The following is a 14397-nucleotide window of genomic DNA, read 5'->3' on the forward strand; positions in this document are numbered from 1 at the left end:
TTTTCTTAAATTCATATTAGAATACGATATAGCACGAGACACCTGTTAAAATGGCTGAATTCTTGTGCTATATCGTCGATCGCTAACCTAACTAGTGAGCAGGAAAAGTTTACTTGCCACACTTCCTGCTCACTGTCGCATTTACTCCATTTCTCAGAATCATCACAGTCCCATACCCTAGATCAAGCCCAGTCGTCGCAGTAGCCGCAAGAGTGGTAATCTTTCCAAAATATCTTGACTACTGTCCAACCTAGATATCATCGTAACCTGCGGCAGCTGTTTGCTGCTGACAATCGCTGAATTCAATGACTTTGTTGACATCGCCTGCTGTGTTAGATCCAACTGCTCTTTACCTACAATGCCCATTTTGCTTGAATTGAAGGCACTCGCAGGGGGTGAGTTGAATATACTCGCAGTCACCAGACCAAGAATCAGACCTAAGCTGACAAATTTATTGTTCATTTAGTCCTCGACAAAATGTATAATAACGCTGTTTTCAATGACGTTATTTTCAACCTTCTATAGCTATTACGAAGCTCAGATGAACTTGGATCACTCCGATCATCTAAATTTCGGAAAAAGTTGTGTCCTAGGCTCTCCTTTCGTGGGGTAGTGACCTTCCTGGACGTTTAATGAACAATGAGATGGTTTCGGGGATCGGTTGAGCACGGTTGAACTCATGGGCAAAAAATAGGGCGTGCAGGCATAGAGGAGCAGCTGAAGCGAACTTCTCAGAATTCAATCAGGCCGCCCCTAATGTCCGCCTTCGGGAAAGCCAGCACCGGGAAAGCTGAGGCAAGGAAGCCGCCGCAGCCATTGAGAACGAAAGCCCCCGTCAAGTCTCTAAGCTTACTCCAGTTGAGGGGTCAACGAGATTCATGGGGTGGTTGCCGAAGTTTGCAATAACTGGGAAGGTTGACTGAGAGGCTGCGACAGCTCAATCACTAGTCTAAGGACGCTGGGTTCACGGCCTGGTGGGTGCGGTTTAGATGGGCGGTCTAGGCTGCTGAGATCCTCTTCTATCCGTTACTCAAAGCACTATCCTGATGCGGTTGGAAGTGCAAAAATGGAGCCGGGGAACCACCCCAGTTTTTTGATCGCCCAATAGAATTAGCTAAGGTGAAGAAAGTAGAGTCGCCATAATTCTCCCTAGGCTGCCATAAGCCCTGATCTGGGAATTTCCTAGCCTGGGCTTTCCCCTCTAGTTATAATCGTTATCTTTTTTGTGTCTAGCTTATGACTCGCGTGCAGAATCCAGTGTCTGAAAATTCTCCTCAAGCCGCCCAGTCCGAAAATCCCTGGTTAGAGGCGCTAAAAACCCTTGGCTTAAGCGCAATTCTAGCCTTTGGTATTCGTACATTTGTCGCGGAGGCTCGCTACATTCCATCTGGATCGATGCTACCCACCCTGGAAATTAACGATCGCCTGATTGTTGACAAAATGAGCTATCACTTCCAGAACCCGCAACGGGGGGACATTATTGTCTTCAACCCAACGGCACGCCTAGAAGCGCTCAATTTTCATGATGCCTTTATCAAGCGGATTATTGGCCTTCCAGGGGAGACAATCCAAGTCAAGGGCGGTCGAGTCTATGTGAATAACCAGCCCCTACGGGAAGCCTATATTGCGGATTTACCCCAGTACGACTATGGCCCAGTGACGGTGCCGCTGAACTCCTATTTGGTGTTAGGGGATAACCGAAATAACAGCTACGACAGTCATTATTGGGGCTTTGTCCCCCGTCAGAATATTATCGGTCGGGCGGTGGTACGTTTCTGGCCCCCCAATCGCCTGGGTGGTCTGGGAGGGCATCCGACCTATTAAACCCTCAACTACCGATTGATCTCCAGGTTTGCACCACTTGCCCCACTAGGGTCTGACCTAACCAAGGGGTGTTACTGGCTCGAGATTTTAAGGTTTGGGAATCGACTACCCAGGTTAGGTCTGGATTAAAGAGGGTTAGTTCTGCGGGTTGGCCAGGGACTAGCAGGGCAGGGGACTGCTGTAAACAGAGGGCTGGGCGAGTGCTCAGACAACTCCACAGTTCCAGTGCTGACCAGAGACCTGGGGTCACTAACCCCTGCCAGAGTAGGGGTAATGCCAATTCTAGCCCCATCGCGCCGGGGGGTGCCTCGGCAAAGGCAACGGTTTTTTCTTCGTAGGTATAGGGAGCATGATCGACAGCGATCGCATCGAGAATCCCCTGTTGTAGACCTTCTCGCAGGGCTGTTTGATCCCCAGGATTCCCAAGGGGAGGGTCGAGGCGCAGGCAAGGATCATAGGTTTGGAGGTGATCACTGTTGAGTAAAACATGCATCCAGGTGGTGCTGGCAGTGATGGGTAATCCCCGTGCCTTCGCTTCCTGAATCAGTTCCACACTGCGAGCGGTTGAGATGCGCATCAGATGCACGGGAGTGCCTGTAGCTGCTATCAGTTCCAGAAGGGCTGCCAGGGCTGCCGTTTCAGCAATGACTGGATTCCCAGGTAGCCCCAGCTGTAAGGAGGTTAAGCCCTCTCGCATCACTCCGTTCCCGGTTAAATTGAGATCACAGGGCCAAAGGGCAACGGGTTTGGCTAGGGGTTGCAGATATTCCAGCGATCGCCGCACTATCCCAGAATGGTTGAGAGCCTTACCATCGGTAAATCCCACCACACCGGCTGTAGCCAGATCGGCGAATTCAGCCATCTGTGTCCCCTGGGTCTCTAAGGTCAAAGCCCCCCACACCTGCACTTGCAGAGGCAAATTTCCCATCCCTAATTGACGGCAGTGAGCCTGCAATCCCTCCACCTGAGACGGATGATCTAGGGCAGGCTGGGTATCGGGGAGCAGGGTCACACGTGTCCATCCCCCGGCGATCGCGGCTTGCGCCAGAGACATCAGGGTTTCTCGTGCTTCAAACCCTGGTTCCCCCGAGTGGCTATAAAGATCAACCAACCCCGGCCCCAAAACCCAACCCTGACAGTCTCGGATCTGTGCATCCGCTGGCCAATCAACTACCGGATCCGCGATCGCTTGGATGATCCCCTCCACCATCAGAACATCGGCAACCCGATCCGTCGCTGATACTGGATCTAACACCCGAACCTGTCTGAGCAGCTCACTGGTCATGGAACATTTTGTCGTTGGCAATCTGCTGGCAGCGTTTTACTCTAGTCAATGATGTTGGGTGATCAAAGAGATAGCGATTCCTATAATGTCAGACAGGAACTACGTTGTCACGGCTTCACCCCACCCATGTCTGATCCCAGTCTTCCCCCTTTGATCCAGCAGATGTTACAGCCGGGGTTTTATCCCCATCTAGTAACCGAACCGATCCAACTGCTGCAAACCCATGTGTCTTACGTGCTGCTGACGGGGGACTATGCCTATAAGCTGAAAAAGCCCGTAAATTTTGGTTTTCTCAATTTCTCGACCCTGGAACAGCGACAACATTTTTGTACGGAGGAACTGCGACTGAATCAGCGGGGGGCAGGGAATCTTTATCTGGCTGTTTTGCCAATTACCCAAGCGGGCAGTCAGTTCCAGTTAGAAGGGCCAGGAGAGACCGTCGAATATACGCTCAAAATGCGCCAGTTTCCCCAGGAGGGTCTGTTCCTGCATCGCTTTGAGCAAGGTCTGCTCACCACCGTTGAGATGGAGGAACTGGGACGGGTGGTGGCGGCCTTCCATGCCCAGTCTCAGACCAGTGCCTACATCGACAGCTTTGGGGAAATCTCCCAGATTCGGGCGGCGATTGATGAAAACTATCAACAGACCGAGAAATATGTGGGAGGGCCGCAAACCCAGGCGCAGTATCAAGCAACCCGACACTTTACGGATGAATTCTTTGCGGGTCGTCAGGCCTTCTTTGCTAGCCGTATCCAGAATCACTGGATACGGGAATGCCATGGGGATCTCCACCTGAGAAATATCTGTGTATGGAACCACCAGATCCTGCTGTTTGACTGCATTGAGTTTAATGAGCCCTTCCGCTTTGTCGATGTCATGTACGACGTGGCCTTTACCGTCATGGACTTGGAGGCACGCCATCGCCCCGACTTGGGGAATGCCTTTTTGAATACCTACATTGAGCAGACAGGGGACTGGGAAGGACTCCAGGCACTGCCGTTGTATTTGAGTCGTCAAGCTTACGTGCGCGCCAAGGTCACCTCCTTCTTGTTAGATGACCCGACAATTCCCGCCGCGATGAAACAAGAGGCTGAACAAACCGCTGCTCACTACTACCGATTGGCCTGGGAATACACCCAGCCCCGAACTGGCCAGCTCATAATTATGGCGGGGCTATCTGGGTCGGGTAAAAGTACAACTGCGCGGCATTTGGCGCGGCAGATCGGAGGTATCCATATTCGCTCTGATGCGGTGCGCAAGCACCTGGGGGGAATTACGCCCCAGGAACGGGGCGGCTCAGAGCTTTACACCCCAGAGATGACGCAGAAAACCTATGACCGACTGCTGGAACTGGGAATTTTACTGGCAACTCAAGGGTTCTCGGTGATTCTAGATGCCAAGTATGACCGTCAGGGGTTGCGATCCGCTGCGATCGCCGAAGCCCAAGCCCACAAACTCCCGTTGAAATTGTTCTATTGCACGGCCCCGTTGAACGTCCTGGAAGAGCGGCTCCACCAGCGCACGGGAGATATTGCAGATGCTACCGTTGAGGTGTTAGCACAGCAGTATTTTGAACCGTTAACTGAGGTGGAAACCCCTTGGAGCCAAACCATAGACACCACCCAACCTCTGGATAGCCAACTCTAAGACAGTGCGACCCGTTGCTCCTTGGAGTTAAACTGCCCCCTCACCACCTACCGAATCGCTTAGGAGTTGAAGGGTTTTAGCCTAACAGGGGAATCTGGAGCTGCTCTTGCAGCTGGGCACGTAACTGCTGGCAAAAGGCTGAGCGCTGGTCAAATCGTGTGGTGCGGATCGGCTTGCGCTCTGCATCCAGCATCCAGCCATAGTCACTGCTGAGACGCAGTTTTTCTTGCCAGTCAGAAATTGAGATAATCAGTTGAGGGGACGGACTGTTGTCGTGGTCTTTGACCCGGAATACATAGTTATAGGTATTCTGACTAGCCGCCGCCACGGTTGAAGGCTGACCATACAGATCCGCCAGTCGCATCTTGACCTGCTCTGGGAGTCCGGGTTGTTCTAGCTCTTCGAGGGTACGGACGGCAAGGGTCAGGGCAAAGTAGAATTCTTCTACGGGGATAAATGCGAGTTGCACAGCAGCAGCCTTGAGAAAACATTCCTTCATTGTATGAATCGACGGTCGTTTTTTAATCAGTACCGCGACCCTCGCTCTGGCTGAAGCTTTAGCTAGTTGTAGTACTGCCAACCAAATCTTAAGTATCCAACTCCTGCAAGGCTCACTCCCTCCCCAAATTGTCGAAGCATTTCGTAAGTCGCTGCAATCGACCTCTCTGGGATCATCGATTTTAAAGTTTACCCCCGAAGCTCAGTTGCAGTTGATCTTTGAGCGACTCCAGCACTGGCAGCAGCTCTCAGAGCCGTCGGCAGCCCAGGGGGCATCCTCACCCTTGAACCATCGCCGGAGTAGTGGGGCGATAGCAGATTTAGTTACCCTAGGGGATTATTGGCTGGCAACCGCCATTCGCCAGGGGCTGTTGCAACCCTTGGAGGTAAACTCGCTCCAGCATTGGGTCTCCCTACCCAGTCGTTGGCAAGCCCTGGGACGGCGCGATCGCCAGACCGGACAACCCGATTCCCAAGGCGCGGTATTTGCTGCGCCCTATCGTTGGGGCACGACCGTGATTGCCTACCGTCGCGATAAATTTCAGTCCTTAGGCTGGACTCCATCGGATTGGTCTGATCTCTGGCGACCGGAACTGCAAGGCAAAATTTCCCTCCTGGATCAGGCACGAGAAGTGATTGGCTTCACCCTCAAACAGCTGGGACAGTCTTACAACACCCTGGATTTGTCCGCTGTCCCTGGTTTAAAATCTCGACTTCAGTCGCTCAATCGCCAGGTAAAGTTCTATCGTTCCACAGATTATTTACAACCCCTGCTGCTAGGGGATACTTGGCTGGCAGTCGGTTGGTCTGCGGATGTGCTGGCTGCTTTGCCATTAAACCCGCAAATTGCTGGGGTGATTCCCCTATCGGGAACGGCATTGTGGGCGGATCTGTGGGTACGACCCCACGGGGCTTCCCCCTCGGATCTGGTGAACCCCTGGATTGATTTCTGCTGGCAACCCGCGATCGCCACCCAACTCTCTTTATTGAGTAAAGCTACTTCGCCCATCGTCAATGGGTTGAACCCGGAGGTGCTACCCACGGCGCTACGGACAAATCCACTACTGTATCCGGCTGCCGCGATTCTGGAGCGGAGTGAGTTTCTGGAGCCATTGCCAGCCTCAGCCCTTGCCCAATATCAAAGTTTCTGGCAGCAGATGCGAACTGTTACCTAGGAGTTACCTAGGGGACGGTGTTGGGAGTCGCCAGACCCATTCTCGACCGGAGTTATTCAGCAACAGCGCACAGGTCAGAGGGGGGGCGGTAAAGTCACAGGTATAGGTTGCCAGCAGTACTTGTTGGCGGTTAAAGATCCGCAAATTATATCCAAAACCACGGGCAACGGTGCCCATGTGGTGGACAAAGGCATAGCGCTCTAAGTAATCCAGGGAATTCCAGTCGGGACGGCTGACCACCAAATCTATCCGAGCGGGGATGGGAGGAGCCGCTGGATAGGCCAACCAATTTTCCAGTAGCCGACTGCCAAACTGATCCTTAGCCCACCAGAGACTTGGAACCGTTAACCCAGTGAGGGCAATGGTGTCTGCCGTAAACGGTGGGTTCGTGGGATAAATGCAGGGGGTAATCGAGATCCCACAGGTCTGCTTAGTTTCTAGGGTTTCTAAGTCTAAAGGAGTGGTGGTGGGCCACAGGATCGTGGGCACTAATCCATTCTCTGGAGCCACGACTTGGGAGAGAGCAGCGGTAGCAAACGATAGCAGTGCTAATAGGAAGCTCCCCCAGCATTGCCCCAACTTACCAATCGCTCCCAGCGCCCTTTTCATTTGAGAAATTGATCTTCATATTTCCACTCAACGAAGGGTTCGTCGGGATTGGGACGACGCTGCCATTCAATTTCACCCCGCGCCGTTTTGATCAGGGCTTGTTCAATTGCATCTGGAATCTCGTCCCAGGTCAGTTGATCCTGCCCTAATATATTTTTGAGTTCCTGCAAGGCAAACTCGGCGCTGCTGTCCTTTTGATGCCGTAAGGGAGTAGAGACCCGTAAGGGATCGCGCTGAATCGCTGCCAACGCTTGCCGCACTGCAGCCGTCACTTGATTGCCATATTCTTGGCGGCCTCGAACCTGCTGCTGCTTCCAACCCTTTTCACAGGTTGCATACAGGGGCGGCAGCCGATTTAATGCGTAGGCAATCACCTCAGTAAGGCAGATGTATTCCTTGAGCTTGGGAGGTAATCGCCGTAGTTGCATTTCTACCTCCACAGCTACCAGGGACTCCATCGCATTGCGATAGTTCTGAGATTGTTCAAGTTGCATTTTATCTAACGGGATTAAAGATATTAAAGTAATTGGACATCATTCAACTTAACGTAGCTCACCCTGTGTGTTTCAAACTGTGTTATTAGTAATAGATACTAACACTCATCCCCATAGTCGCCTACCTTCAGTGGTTTTCAGGCGCTCATGGCTGTCTTTCAACAACTCGGGAATGTTCAGATTTTCCGGACAGCGGGGCAGGCAATCTCCACACTCCGTGCAATGGTTGCCTTTCATTCCAGGGAACCAATGTCCAGCATTTTCAAACATGCGATAGCGATACTCTCCGTAGGCTTGCATATCGAAGGCGATCGCCAAGTTTCGTAGCCGCAACACCTCCGGAATCTGAATAGCGGCGGGACAGGGTAGACAGTCATAGCACTGACGACAGCGATCGCTCCCCAATGCATTCGATTGGTGGGTTTCTAGGGAGGTGAGCACTGCCAACTCCTGGGGAGTCAGTGGCCCATCTTGATCAGCGGTTTGCAGCGGTGTTATCAGTTCGGCGGCATTGGCTGCCCCGACACTCAGGGTAGTAATCCGGCGATCGCTCAACAGAAACCGATAGTTCAGTTCCAAGGGAGAAAAGGGCTGACAAAGATCTTCGAGGGTGGGTGGGGGAGTGTAGAGCAGCCCCCCTTTATCGGCAGGGGAAATGATGAACACCCCCAGATCTTGTTCCTGGGCAAGTTGGAGAACCGGTTGATGGCGTTGAAAGAAGTAAGAGTAATGGAGGTTGACGAACTCAAACTGCCCCGTCGCGATCGCCCCTTGAATGATTTCTAGGGAACCGTGGGTCGAAAAACCCAAATGCCGCACCCGTCCATCCGCAAGCACCTGCTGCAACGCGTCTCTACAGCCCTTGGGAGCCTGCACCCATTCAAGATGTTCGGGGGTGTTGACCCCATGGAGGGCTAGACAATCGAGATAATCGATCTGGAGTCGCTCTAACGATTCATCAATCCAGCGATCGACGACATCGGCGGACAGCATCGGGGGCAACTTCGTTGTGATCACCAACTCAGAGCGGCAGACTCCGACTCCGTGGTGCAGGGCCTGTCCTAAATATTCTTCACTTTTGCCATAGCCTCGGGCGGTTTCTAAGTGATTGATGCCCAGCGCCACAGCCTGTTGTACCGTCTGCCAGAGAATCTCTGCGGAGGCCAGACAGCGCATGGTTCCCAAGGAAAAGACAGACAGGTGTAAATTGGTTTTGCCAAAGCGACGATAGCGCATGGGGTTCAGGAGCGGGATTGATTTGGGGCAACGGATTCTGGTGATTGACGATACGATGCTCGACAAGTGGTATGCCCAACAAATGGACTGAGTGAGTCGGCAATGGTCTGGTAAGCATCAGCGGGTTATCCAAGGCATCCATTTGACGAGTCTGTTGTGGTCAGATGGGGATAAACAGATCCCGTGGGACTATCAACTCTACGAGCAGGCGTTAGACGGGGCGACCAAGAATGACCATTTTCCCACTATGCTAGCCTCCGCTAAGGCACGAGGGTTCCAGCCCAAGTGTGTCGCCTTCGATAGTTAGTTTAGTGCTTTAGCCAACTTGAAGTTGATTGCCAGCTATAGCTGGACGTGGCTGACTGGTCTCAAACGCAACCGCTTGGCCAATCCCGACCAAAAAACAGGCAATCGACCGATTTGTAACGTGGCACTCACTGACCGTGGAACGGTCGTTCACCTCAAAGGCCATGGGTTTGTCCGAGTATTCAAGATGGTCGCCCAAGACGGTGATATTGACGACAGGGCAACCAATGATGTGCAGATGAGTCCCTTAAAACGTCAGCAGTGGGCAGAGTTTGAGTGGTTGATTGAGGAATATCACCGCAGTCTCCAGCAGTGCTGTGGGGTTGAATAAGCCCAGGGGCGTTCTGCTCGCGCTCAACGCAATCACATTGGGTTGGCTATTCGAGCGTTTCTGCGCCGGTCGATGCATTGGTTTAACACGGGCATCAGTTGGTATGAGTCCAAACTTAGCATCGTTCGGGAGGCTGTGCGCTCCTACTTAGCTGCTCCTTTGTTCTCTCTTTCACCAACTGCGTAAGTAAGTCCTGAGAATTCATCTTCCTCCAGATGAAAAGGTCTTAGCGAATTTCGGTTGGATGTAAACCTGTTGTTCCAGCTCCAAACGAATCTGGTCAAAGTGTTCGCGCCGAATATTGGCATTGATGTTCTGACCATCACTCAACGTTAGTTCCGCTTGAATTTCTCGCCCGAGATGAACTAGTCGGCTGACCTTCGCAGGGGTGGCCGCACCGATGGGCTGGGTTGTGATGACCACATCATGGGGACGCACAAAGATCTTGGGCGCAACCGCATTGAAGGTATTGCCCTGAAACAGGCAAGAAGAACTCGGCAGAATATTTACCGGGCCAATAAAACTCATCACAAAGGCGGAGGCGGGTTGGTCGTAAATTTCAGTCGGTGAGCCAACTTGTTCGACCTTGCCGTTGTTCATCACCACAATCTCATCCGCAAGTTCCATGGCTTCTTCCTGATCATGGGTGACTAAAATTGTGGTGACATTGACTTCAGTGTGCAGTCGATGCAGCCAACCACGCAAGTCTTTGCGCACCTTGGCATCCAGTGCCCCAAAGGGTTCATCGAGAAGCAGGATACTGGGTTCAATGGCCAGGGCCCTTGCCAGGGCCACCCGTTGCCGCTGCCCTCCGGATAGCTGCGATGGATAGCGATTTCCCAGACCTTGCAGTTGAATCAAATCCAGCAATTCCTCAACCTTGGCCTTACTTCTGCCTTTCTTCCTCCCCTGCTGTAGGTTTTGCAGCTCCAGTCCAAAGGCAATATTCTCCCGGACGGTCAAGTGCTTAAACAGAGCGTAGTGCTGAAAAACAAATCCAATCCCCCGATCCTGGACACTTTTAAAGGTCACATCCTGACCTGCAATCAGAATCCTGCCAGCATCGGCTTGTTCCAAGCCAGCAACCAGCCGCAGCAAGGTAGATTTACCCGATCCAGAGGCACCCAGTAAGGCCACAAGTTTACCTGGTTTAATTTCCAAACTCACTTGGTCAACGGCTTTAAAATTTCCAAACTGCTTCGAAAGGTTCTCGACAACAATTGTCACGGTGGTTCTCTCCTGAAGCGTAAAATACAGTTTATCGATCAGAATACCGTAGTTTGATCCCCAAAGGAATCTACTTTTAGGCAAAAGTTGACTTCTACCTACTCTGGAGCAATTAGCTTCCAACTCGCGGAGATCAAAATGGCGTAGATGACTAGGCGCAGTGGGCGCTGGGGTACAAATTTACACAGGTGAGCACCGATCAGAACCCCTGGTACAGTGCCGCACCATATCGGCAGCACCAAACTCCAATCAACTGTTCCTAAGCCAAGATGTCCCAAGGAGGTGAAAAATAGCAAAATCGCCGCTTGGGCAATATCGGTTCCCACCAATTTTTGAGATTCCAGACGAAAAAATGTCAGTAGGACGATGGCAAACAGTGAGCCTGAGGAGACGCTGGTCAGACCGACCATGCAGCCTAAAATGGCTCCAACTCCCAGAGTGAAACTACGGCCTCCCAGGGTCGTTAAGTCAAACTGAGGGGCTGTCGGTAGCTGCAATATGGGAACGAAATTTAACAACTGGAGCAATCCCGTCACGGTGACCAACAAAATCATCAACCCGATCGCGGGTAACAGGATGGCATTCAGGCTGAAGGTTCCCGTCTGCTGAATCAGATATAAAATCCCCACCCCTGTAAGGGCCCCAGGAACACTACCCAGAACTAACCATTTAACGACTGTTAGATCTAGTGTTTGCTGCCGCCAGTGCTGTAAGCCGCCAATTACCTTCATCAGGGTGGCCGCGACGACATCAGAGCTAACCGCGATCGCCGGAGGTACCTGGAAGATAACAATCAACATGGGGGTAATCAAGGAGGCACCCCCGATACCTGTGAGGCCAACAATGATTCCCACCAAGAAACTGAGGCTGGGAAGCAATAAATAGTCCATTCCACATCCTTATACAGGGGATTAAATATCGTCCATCGTCCGGGTCAAGCAACGTCCCAACTAACCACCCGTAAATAAAATCGGCGTTTCAAGAATTTTGAAGTGAATCAGCCCCAAAATCAGGAGCGTATAGGCTGTTGATGAGATCATGCCTTTCCACAACTCCTGTTTCAGTTGAGATTTGAGGGGAAGTGTTTGAAAGACATCCACCACTCCAAATTGCAGCAACAGGATGCCCACAATATTGGAGAGCCAGTACCCGGCGATGGAACACGGCATGAATAGCTGGGGAGACAGGAGGCTACAGATAGAGCCAAAACCGTAGGCAATGGGGAGATTGAAAATCAGATCATTCCACCAGCAAAGTGGAGACAGCAAATATCCCAGCACTAACAAAAGACCACCCTTTAGTTGTCTCAGTAGTTGCTTCTCCTGCCAGGCTTGAGTGTCTCCTGGATGCGGCTCGTCTGGCGAATCGTGTGATGTCTGTATTGTGGATTCTGGTGCTGTGATATGTGGCACGTGGGTTAGTTGTTGAGGTTAAATATACAATATGTCCATGTATATACCGTAGTTTAGTGGGTGATCCCGGAAAAATCTAGGGGGTGTTTGGCCTGGAGAATACTCTCCCTAGCTCAGGTCTGATTTCGAAGGGTGCTGATAGCTGTCAGGTTGGGATCACTGTCTGAGGGGTGCAAGATTTGTTCAAAGGCGATCGCTAGGCGAGTCTGAAACCGTTGCCGCTGCTTCAGTTTCAGAAACGGACGCATAATTTCAGTGACCCGTTCTGAGCCGTTTCTATTGTCAATCATCGGCACAGCGCGCAGGGTAGAGAGTTGAAGTTCTTTGCCCACCATTAACTCAGAAATGGCGGCGGCTCCGACGCCGCTTTCAACCACCGCCTTCACCATCTCACCACTGCTAAGCACCAGAATCACCTCCAGATGAGTCAGATCAATTCCCCAGTTTTGCAGCGCTTGCTCAAATCGTTGTTGGGTTCCTGACCCCGACTCACGCATCACCCAGGGGGTTGTGTACAGTTCGTTCAGGAAAACTTCGCAGCGTCCAAACCAGGGGTGAGACTGGCCGACCACGATCAGCAGGCGATCGCAATCGACCTCCTCCTCCTCTAAATATTTGCTCAAAGCCGGTTGAACCACCCCTTCGACCAACCCTATATCAAACTGTCCGGTTGCAGTCCCTGAACAGATTTCCTCTGTATTCGCAAGGGTGCAATGGACTGAAATTGCCGGGTACCGGCGTTTAAAATAACTGATCTTGTCTGGTAGCCAATAGTTACCAATGGTGAGGCTTGACCCGAGTTTCAGTTCACCCCGTTGAAGGTTATTCAACTCTCGTAATCCTCTTTCTGTGAGGGCTACTTGATCCAGAACCTTTCGGGCTTCACCCTGCAATAACTTTCCTGCTTGCGTAATCTCAATGTGGCGACCAATGCGGTGGAACAACCTAACTCCATATTGCTCCTCTAGACTCTGGATGGCGGCACTGACTGCTGGCTGGGTAATGTAGAGAGTCTCCGCTGCTCGTGTAAAGTGCAACTGTTCTGCGACTGCGAGAAAAATCCGTAATTGCTCAAGGGTCATCTCTACTCCTCCGGTCAGCTTTCTCATCAATCTGACATAGTTTAATCACTTCAAGTTATCAAATCAATAAACGAAAAGTTCTGCTTATCAAAATAATCAAAAAGAATATTTGATTTTATTGGTTCCATCGCCTACATTGAAAGTCAAGCCTAGTAACCCTTGAGGTGAGTAGCTGTTTAACCCCGCAGTCGGTAAGCGCACCAACCTCTCTCGCTAGCAAATCATTAGTATAAAAAAATTATTACGGGAGGGGAAAGCTCTGATGAGTAGCTTGGTCACCACAGTTTTTACTGGAATAACAACATTCGCAGTCACGAATCTTGATGATCTGATGATCCTTACACTTTTGTTTTCTCAGGTAAACCAAGTCTTGCGACGGCGGCATATTGTCATGGGGCAATACCTGGGATTTAGTGCACTAATTCTTTGCAGTATTCCTGGTTTTTGGGGAAGTTTAGTATTGCCCCAACAGTTGATCGGATTATTGGGTCTGGTACCAATCACTATGGGTCTGAGTCAGCTGTTAAACCCCGTGGATGAAAATCCACAGATATCACTGGAGTCAGAATTAACAAATGGCACTCCAGTTCTAAGTTTTCTCTCTCCTCAAACCTATGGAGTAGCAGCCGTTACTATAGCGTTTTTCAGCCTAGTAGGGCTGGCGAGGTAAGATATAGGAATCCACTGTTAATCTAGATAAACGTGCGCCCATATTCTGAAGACTTGCGGAGAAAAATAGTTGAGAGATACATAGACGGGAAGACCTCTCAACGCAAGCTAGCCGAACAGTTTCATATAGCATACAGCTTTGTACGCAAACTAACGAAGCAATATCGAGAGACCGGGACTATCCGTCCGAAGCAGCGAACAGAACAAACCCCCAGCAAACTCAGTGCTGAGCATCTGGCTGTGTTGAGTGGCTTAGTTGAGACAAATAATGATGCCACCTTGAGCGAACTGTGTGATCTGTTAGACGAAGCAGTTGGGGTTCGAGTCAGCATAACGACAATGTTTCGGATGCTTCAGAAGCTGAACTTGACCCTTAAAAAAAACACTGCATCCCCCTGAGAAAGAAACTGAGCGAGTTCAACAAAAGCGATTTGAGTTTTGGCAGTTAGTGCGGGGTATTCTAGCCCAAGATCTGATCTTCATTGATGAATTTGGGGTTGATTTAGCCCTCACCCGGTTACATGCTCGTGCCCCTAAAGGTAAAAGAGCACGGGGTAAGCGCCCCAGCAAGCGAGGTAAACGAGTCTCTACAATCAGTGCAA

General features: G+C 51.1%; 15 protein-coding genes. 6 read left to right on the forward strand and 9 right to left on the reverse strand.

Annotated elements, in window-relative coordinates:
* Positions 1-1236 precede the first annotated feature (1236 nt).
* Positions 1237-1824 carry a signal peptidase I gene (gene lepB / locus DO97_RS17565; RefSeq protein ID WP_036535962.1) on the forward strand — a complete coding sequence of 196 codons (588 nt, stop codon included), beginning with the start codon at positions 1237-1239 and terminating at the stop codon, positions 1822-1824.
* A gap of 4 nt (positions 1825-1828) precedes the next feature.
* Here the strand turns inward: lepB and DO97_RS17570 are convergent, their stop codons facing one another.
* Entirely contained in the window at positions 1829-3109 is a 1281-nt protein-coding gene (locus tag DO97_RS17570) for a dihydroorotase (protein ID WP_036535965.1), read from the reverse strand.
* 126 nt (positions 3110-3235) lie between these two features.
* Between DO97_RS17570 and DO97_RS17575 the strand changes: the two genes are divergently transcribed.
* Positions 3236-4756: a bifunctional aminoglycoside phosphotransferase/ATP-binding protein gene (locus DO97_RS17575; RefSeq protein WP_036535967.1), complete on the forward strand. Its 1521-nt coding sequence runs from the start codon at positions 3236-3238 to the stop codon at positions 4754-4756.
* A 76-nt stretch (positions 4757-4832) separates the two neighbouring features.
* On the opposite strand, the gene DO97_RS17580 is transcribed toward DO97_RS17575, so the two are convergent.
* Positions 4833-5225 carry a hypothetical protein gene (locus DO97_RS17580; RefSeq protein WP_081980832.1) on the reverse strand — a complete coding sequence of 131 codons (393 nt, stop codon included), beginning with the start codon at positions 5223-5225 and terminating at the stop codon, positions 4833-4835.
* Between the two features lie 235 nt (positions 5226-5460).
* Between DO97_RS17580 and DO97_RS17585 the strand changes: the two genes are divergently transcribed.
* Positions 5461-6429, forward strand: coding sequence for an extracellular solute-binding protein (locus DO97_RS17585; protein WP_239651844.1), 969 nt, complete (start codon positions 5461-5463; stop codon positions 6427-6429).
* A gap of 3 nt (positions 6430-6432) precedes the next feature.
* Here DO97_RS17585 and DO97_RS21455 read toward each other — a convergent pair whose 3' ends face one another.
* The 3 genes from DO97_RS21455 to DO97_RS17600 form a co-directional block, all read right to left on the reverse strand.
* Positions 6433-7038: a hypothetical protein gene (locus tag DO97_RS21455; protein ID WP_052128908.1), complete on the reverse strand. Its 606-nt coding sequence runs from the start codon at positions 7036-7038 to the stop codon at positions 6433-6435.
* Positions 7035-7532 carry a late competence development ComFB family protein gene (locus tag DO97_RS17595; RefSeq protein WP_052128909.1) on the reverse strand — a complete coding sequence of 166 codons (498 nt, stop codon included), beginning with the start codon at positions 7530-7532 and terminating at the stop codon, positions 7035-7037. Before DO97_RS17595 ends, DO97_RS21455 begins: the two co-directional genes overlap by 4 nt.
* A gap of 105 nt (positions 7533-7637) precedes the next feature.
* Positions 7638-8768 (reverse strand): aldo/keto reductase, encoded by a 1131-nt coding sequence (locus DO97_RS17600; RefSeq protein ID WP_036535975.1) that lies wholly within the window; start codon positions 8766-8768, stop codon positions 7638-7640.
* Positions 8769-9093: 325 nt separating this feature from the next.
* Here DO97_RS17600 and DO97_RS21465 point away from each other — a divergent pair, with 325 nt between their 5' ends.
* Complete coding sequence (locus DO97_RS21465) at positions 9094-9405, forward strand: hypothetical protein (protein ID WP_052128911.1); 312 nt, start codon at positions 9094-9096, stop codon at positions 9403-9405.
* A gap of 201 nt (positions 9406-9606) precedes the next feature.
* Here DO97_RS21465 and DO97_RS17610 read toward each other — a convergent pair whose 3' ends face one another.
* The 4 genes from DO97_RS17610 to DO97_RS17625 all read right to left on the reverse strand — a co-directional run bounded on the left by DO97_RS17610 (position 9607) and on the right by DO97_RS17625 (position 13126).
* A complete protein-coding gene (locus DO97_RS17610) occupies positions 9607-10632 on the reverse strand; it encodes a sulfate/molybdate ABC transporter ATP-binding protein (protein ID WP_036535976.1) in 1026 nt (341 codons plus the stop codon).
* Between the two features lie 98 nt (positions 10633-10730).
* A complete protein-coding gene (locus DO97_RS17615) occupies positions 10731-11522 on the reverse strand; it encodes a sulfite exporter TauE/SafE family protein (RefSeq protein WP_036535979.1) in 792 nt (263 codons plus the stop codon).
* 60 nt (positions 11523-11582) lie between these two features.
* Positions 11583-12044 (reverse strand): DUF7980 family protein, encoded by a 462-nt coding sequence (locus DO97_RS17620; protein ID WP_156120644.1) that lies wholly within the window; start codon positions 12042-12044, stop codon positions 11583-11585.
* 113 nt (positions 12045-12157) lie between these two features.
* Positions 12158-13126: a LysR family transcriptional regulator gene (locus DO97_RS17625; protein ID WP_036535981.1), complete on the reverse strand. Its 969-nt coding sequence runs from the start codon at positions 13124-13126 to the stop codon at positions 12158-12160.
* A 262-nt stretch (positions 13127-13388) separates the two neighbouring features.
* On the opposite strand from DO97_RS17625, the gene DO97_RS17630 reads away from it, so the two are divergent.
* Together DO97_RS17630 and DO97_RS30370 are read left to right on the forward strand one after the other, a co-directional pair.
* Positions 13389-13796: a cadmium resistance transporter gene (locus DO97_RS17630; RefSeq protein WP_052128912.1), complete on the forward strand. Its 408-nt coding sequence runs from the start codon at positions 13389-13391 to the stop codon at positions 13794-13796.
* Positions 13797-13828: 32 nt separating this feature from the next.
* Positions 13829-14194, forward strand: coding sequence for a helix-turn-helix domain-containing protein (locus DO97_RS30370; protein ID WP_036535984.1), 366 nt, complete (start codon positions 13829-13831; stop codon positions 14192-14194).
* Positions 14195-14397: the final 203 nt, after the last annotated feature.

Source organism: Neosynechococcus sphagnicola sy1, assembly GCF_000775285.1.
Classification (GTDB): Bacteria; Cyanobacteriota; Cyanobacteriia; order Neosynechococcales; family Neosynechococcaceae; genus Neosynechococcus; species Neosynechococcus sphagnicola.

Coding starts and splice junctions, on each gene's coding strand:
- DO97_RS17575 (WP_036535967.1), top strand. CDS start 3,236: ATGTCTGATCCCAGTCTTCCCCCTTTGATCCAGCAGATGTTACAGCCG.
- DO97_RS17630 (WP_052128912.1), top strand. CDS start 13,389: ATGAGTAGCTTGGTCACCACAGTTTTTACTGGAATAACAACATTCGCA.
- DO97_RS17570 (WP_036535965.1), bottom strand. CDS start 3,109: ATGACCAGTGAGCTGCTCAGACAGGTTCGGGTGTTAGATCCAGTATCA.
- DO97_RS17615 (WP_036535979.1), bottom strand. CDS start 11,522: ATGGACTATTTATTGCTTCCCAGCCTCAGTTTCTTGGTGGGAATCATT.
- DO97_RS21455 (WP_052128908.1), bottom strand. CDS start 7,038: ATGAAAAGGGCGCTGGGAGCGATTGGTAAGTTGGGGCAATGCTGGGGG.
- DO97_RS17625 (WP_036535981.1), bottom strand. CDS start 13,126: ATGACCCTTGAGCAATTACGGATTTTTCTCGCAGTCGCAGAACAGTTG.
- DO97_RS17595 (WP_052128909.1), bottom strand. CDS start 7,532: ATGCAACTTGAACAATCTCAGAACTATCGCAATGCGATGGAGTCCCTG.
- lepB (WP_036535962.1), top strand. CDS start 1,237: ATGACTCGCGTGCAGAATCCAGTGTCTGAAAATTCTCCTCAAGCCGCC.
- DO97_RS17600 (WP_036535975.1), bottom strand. CDS start 8,768: ATGCGCTATCGTCGCTTTGGCAAAACCAATTTACACCTGTCTGTCTTT.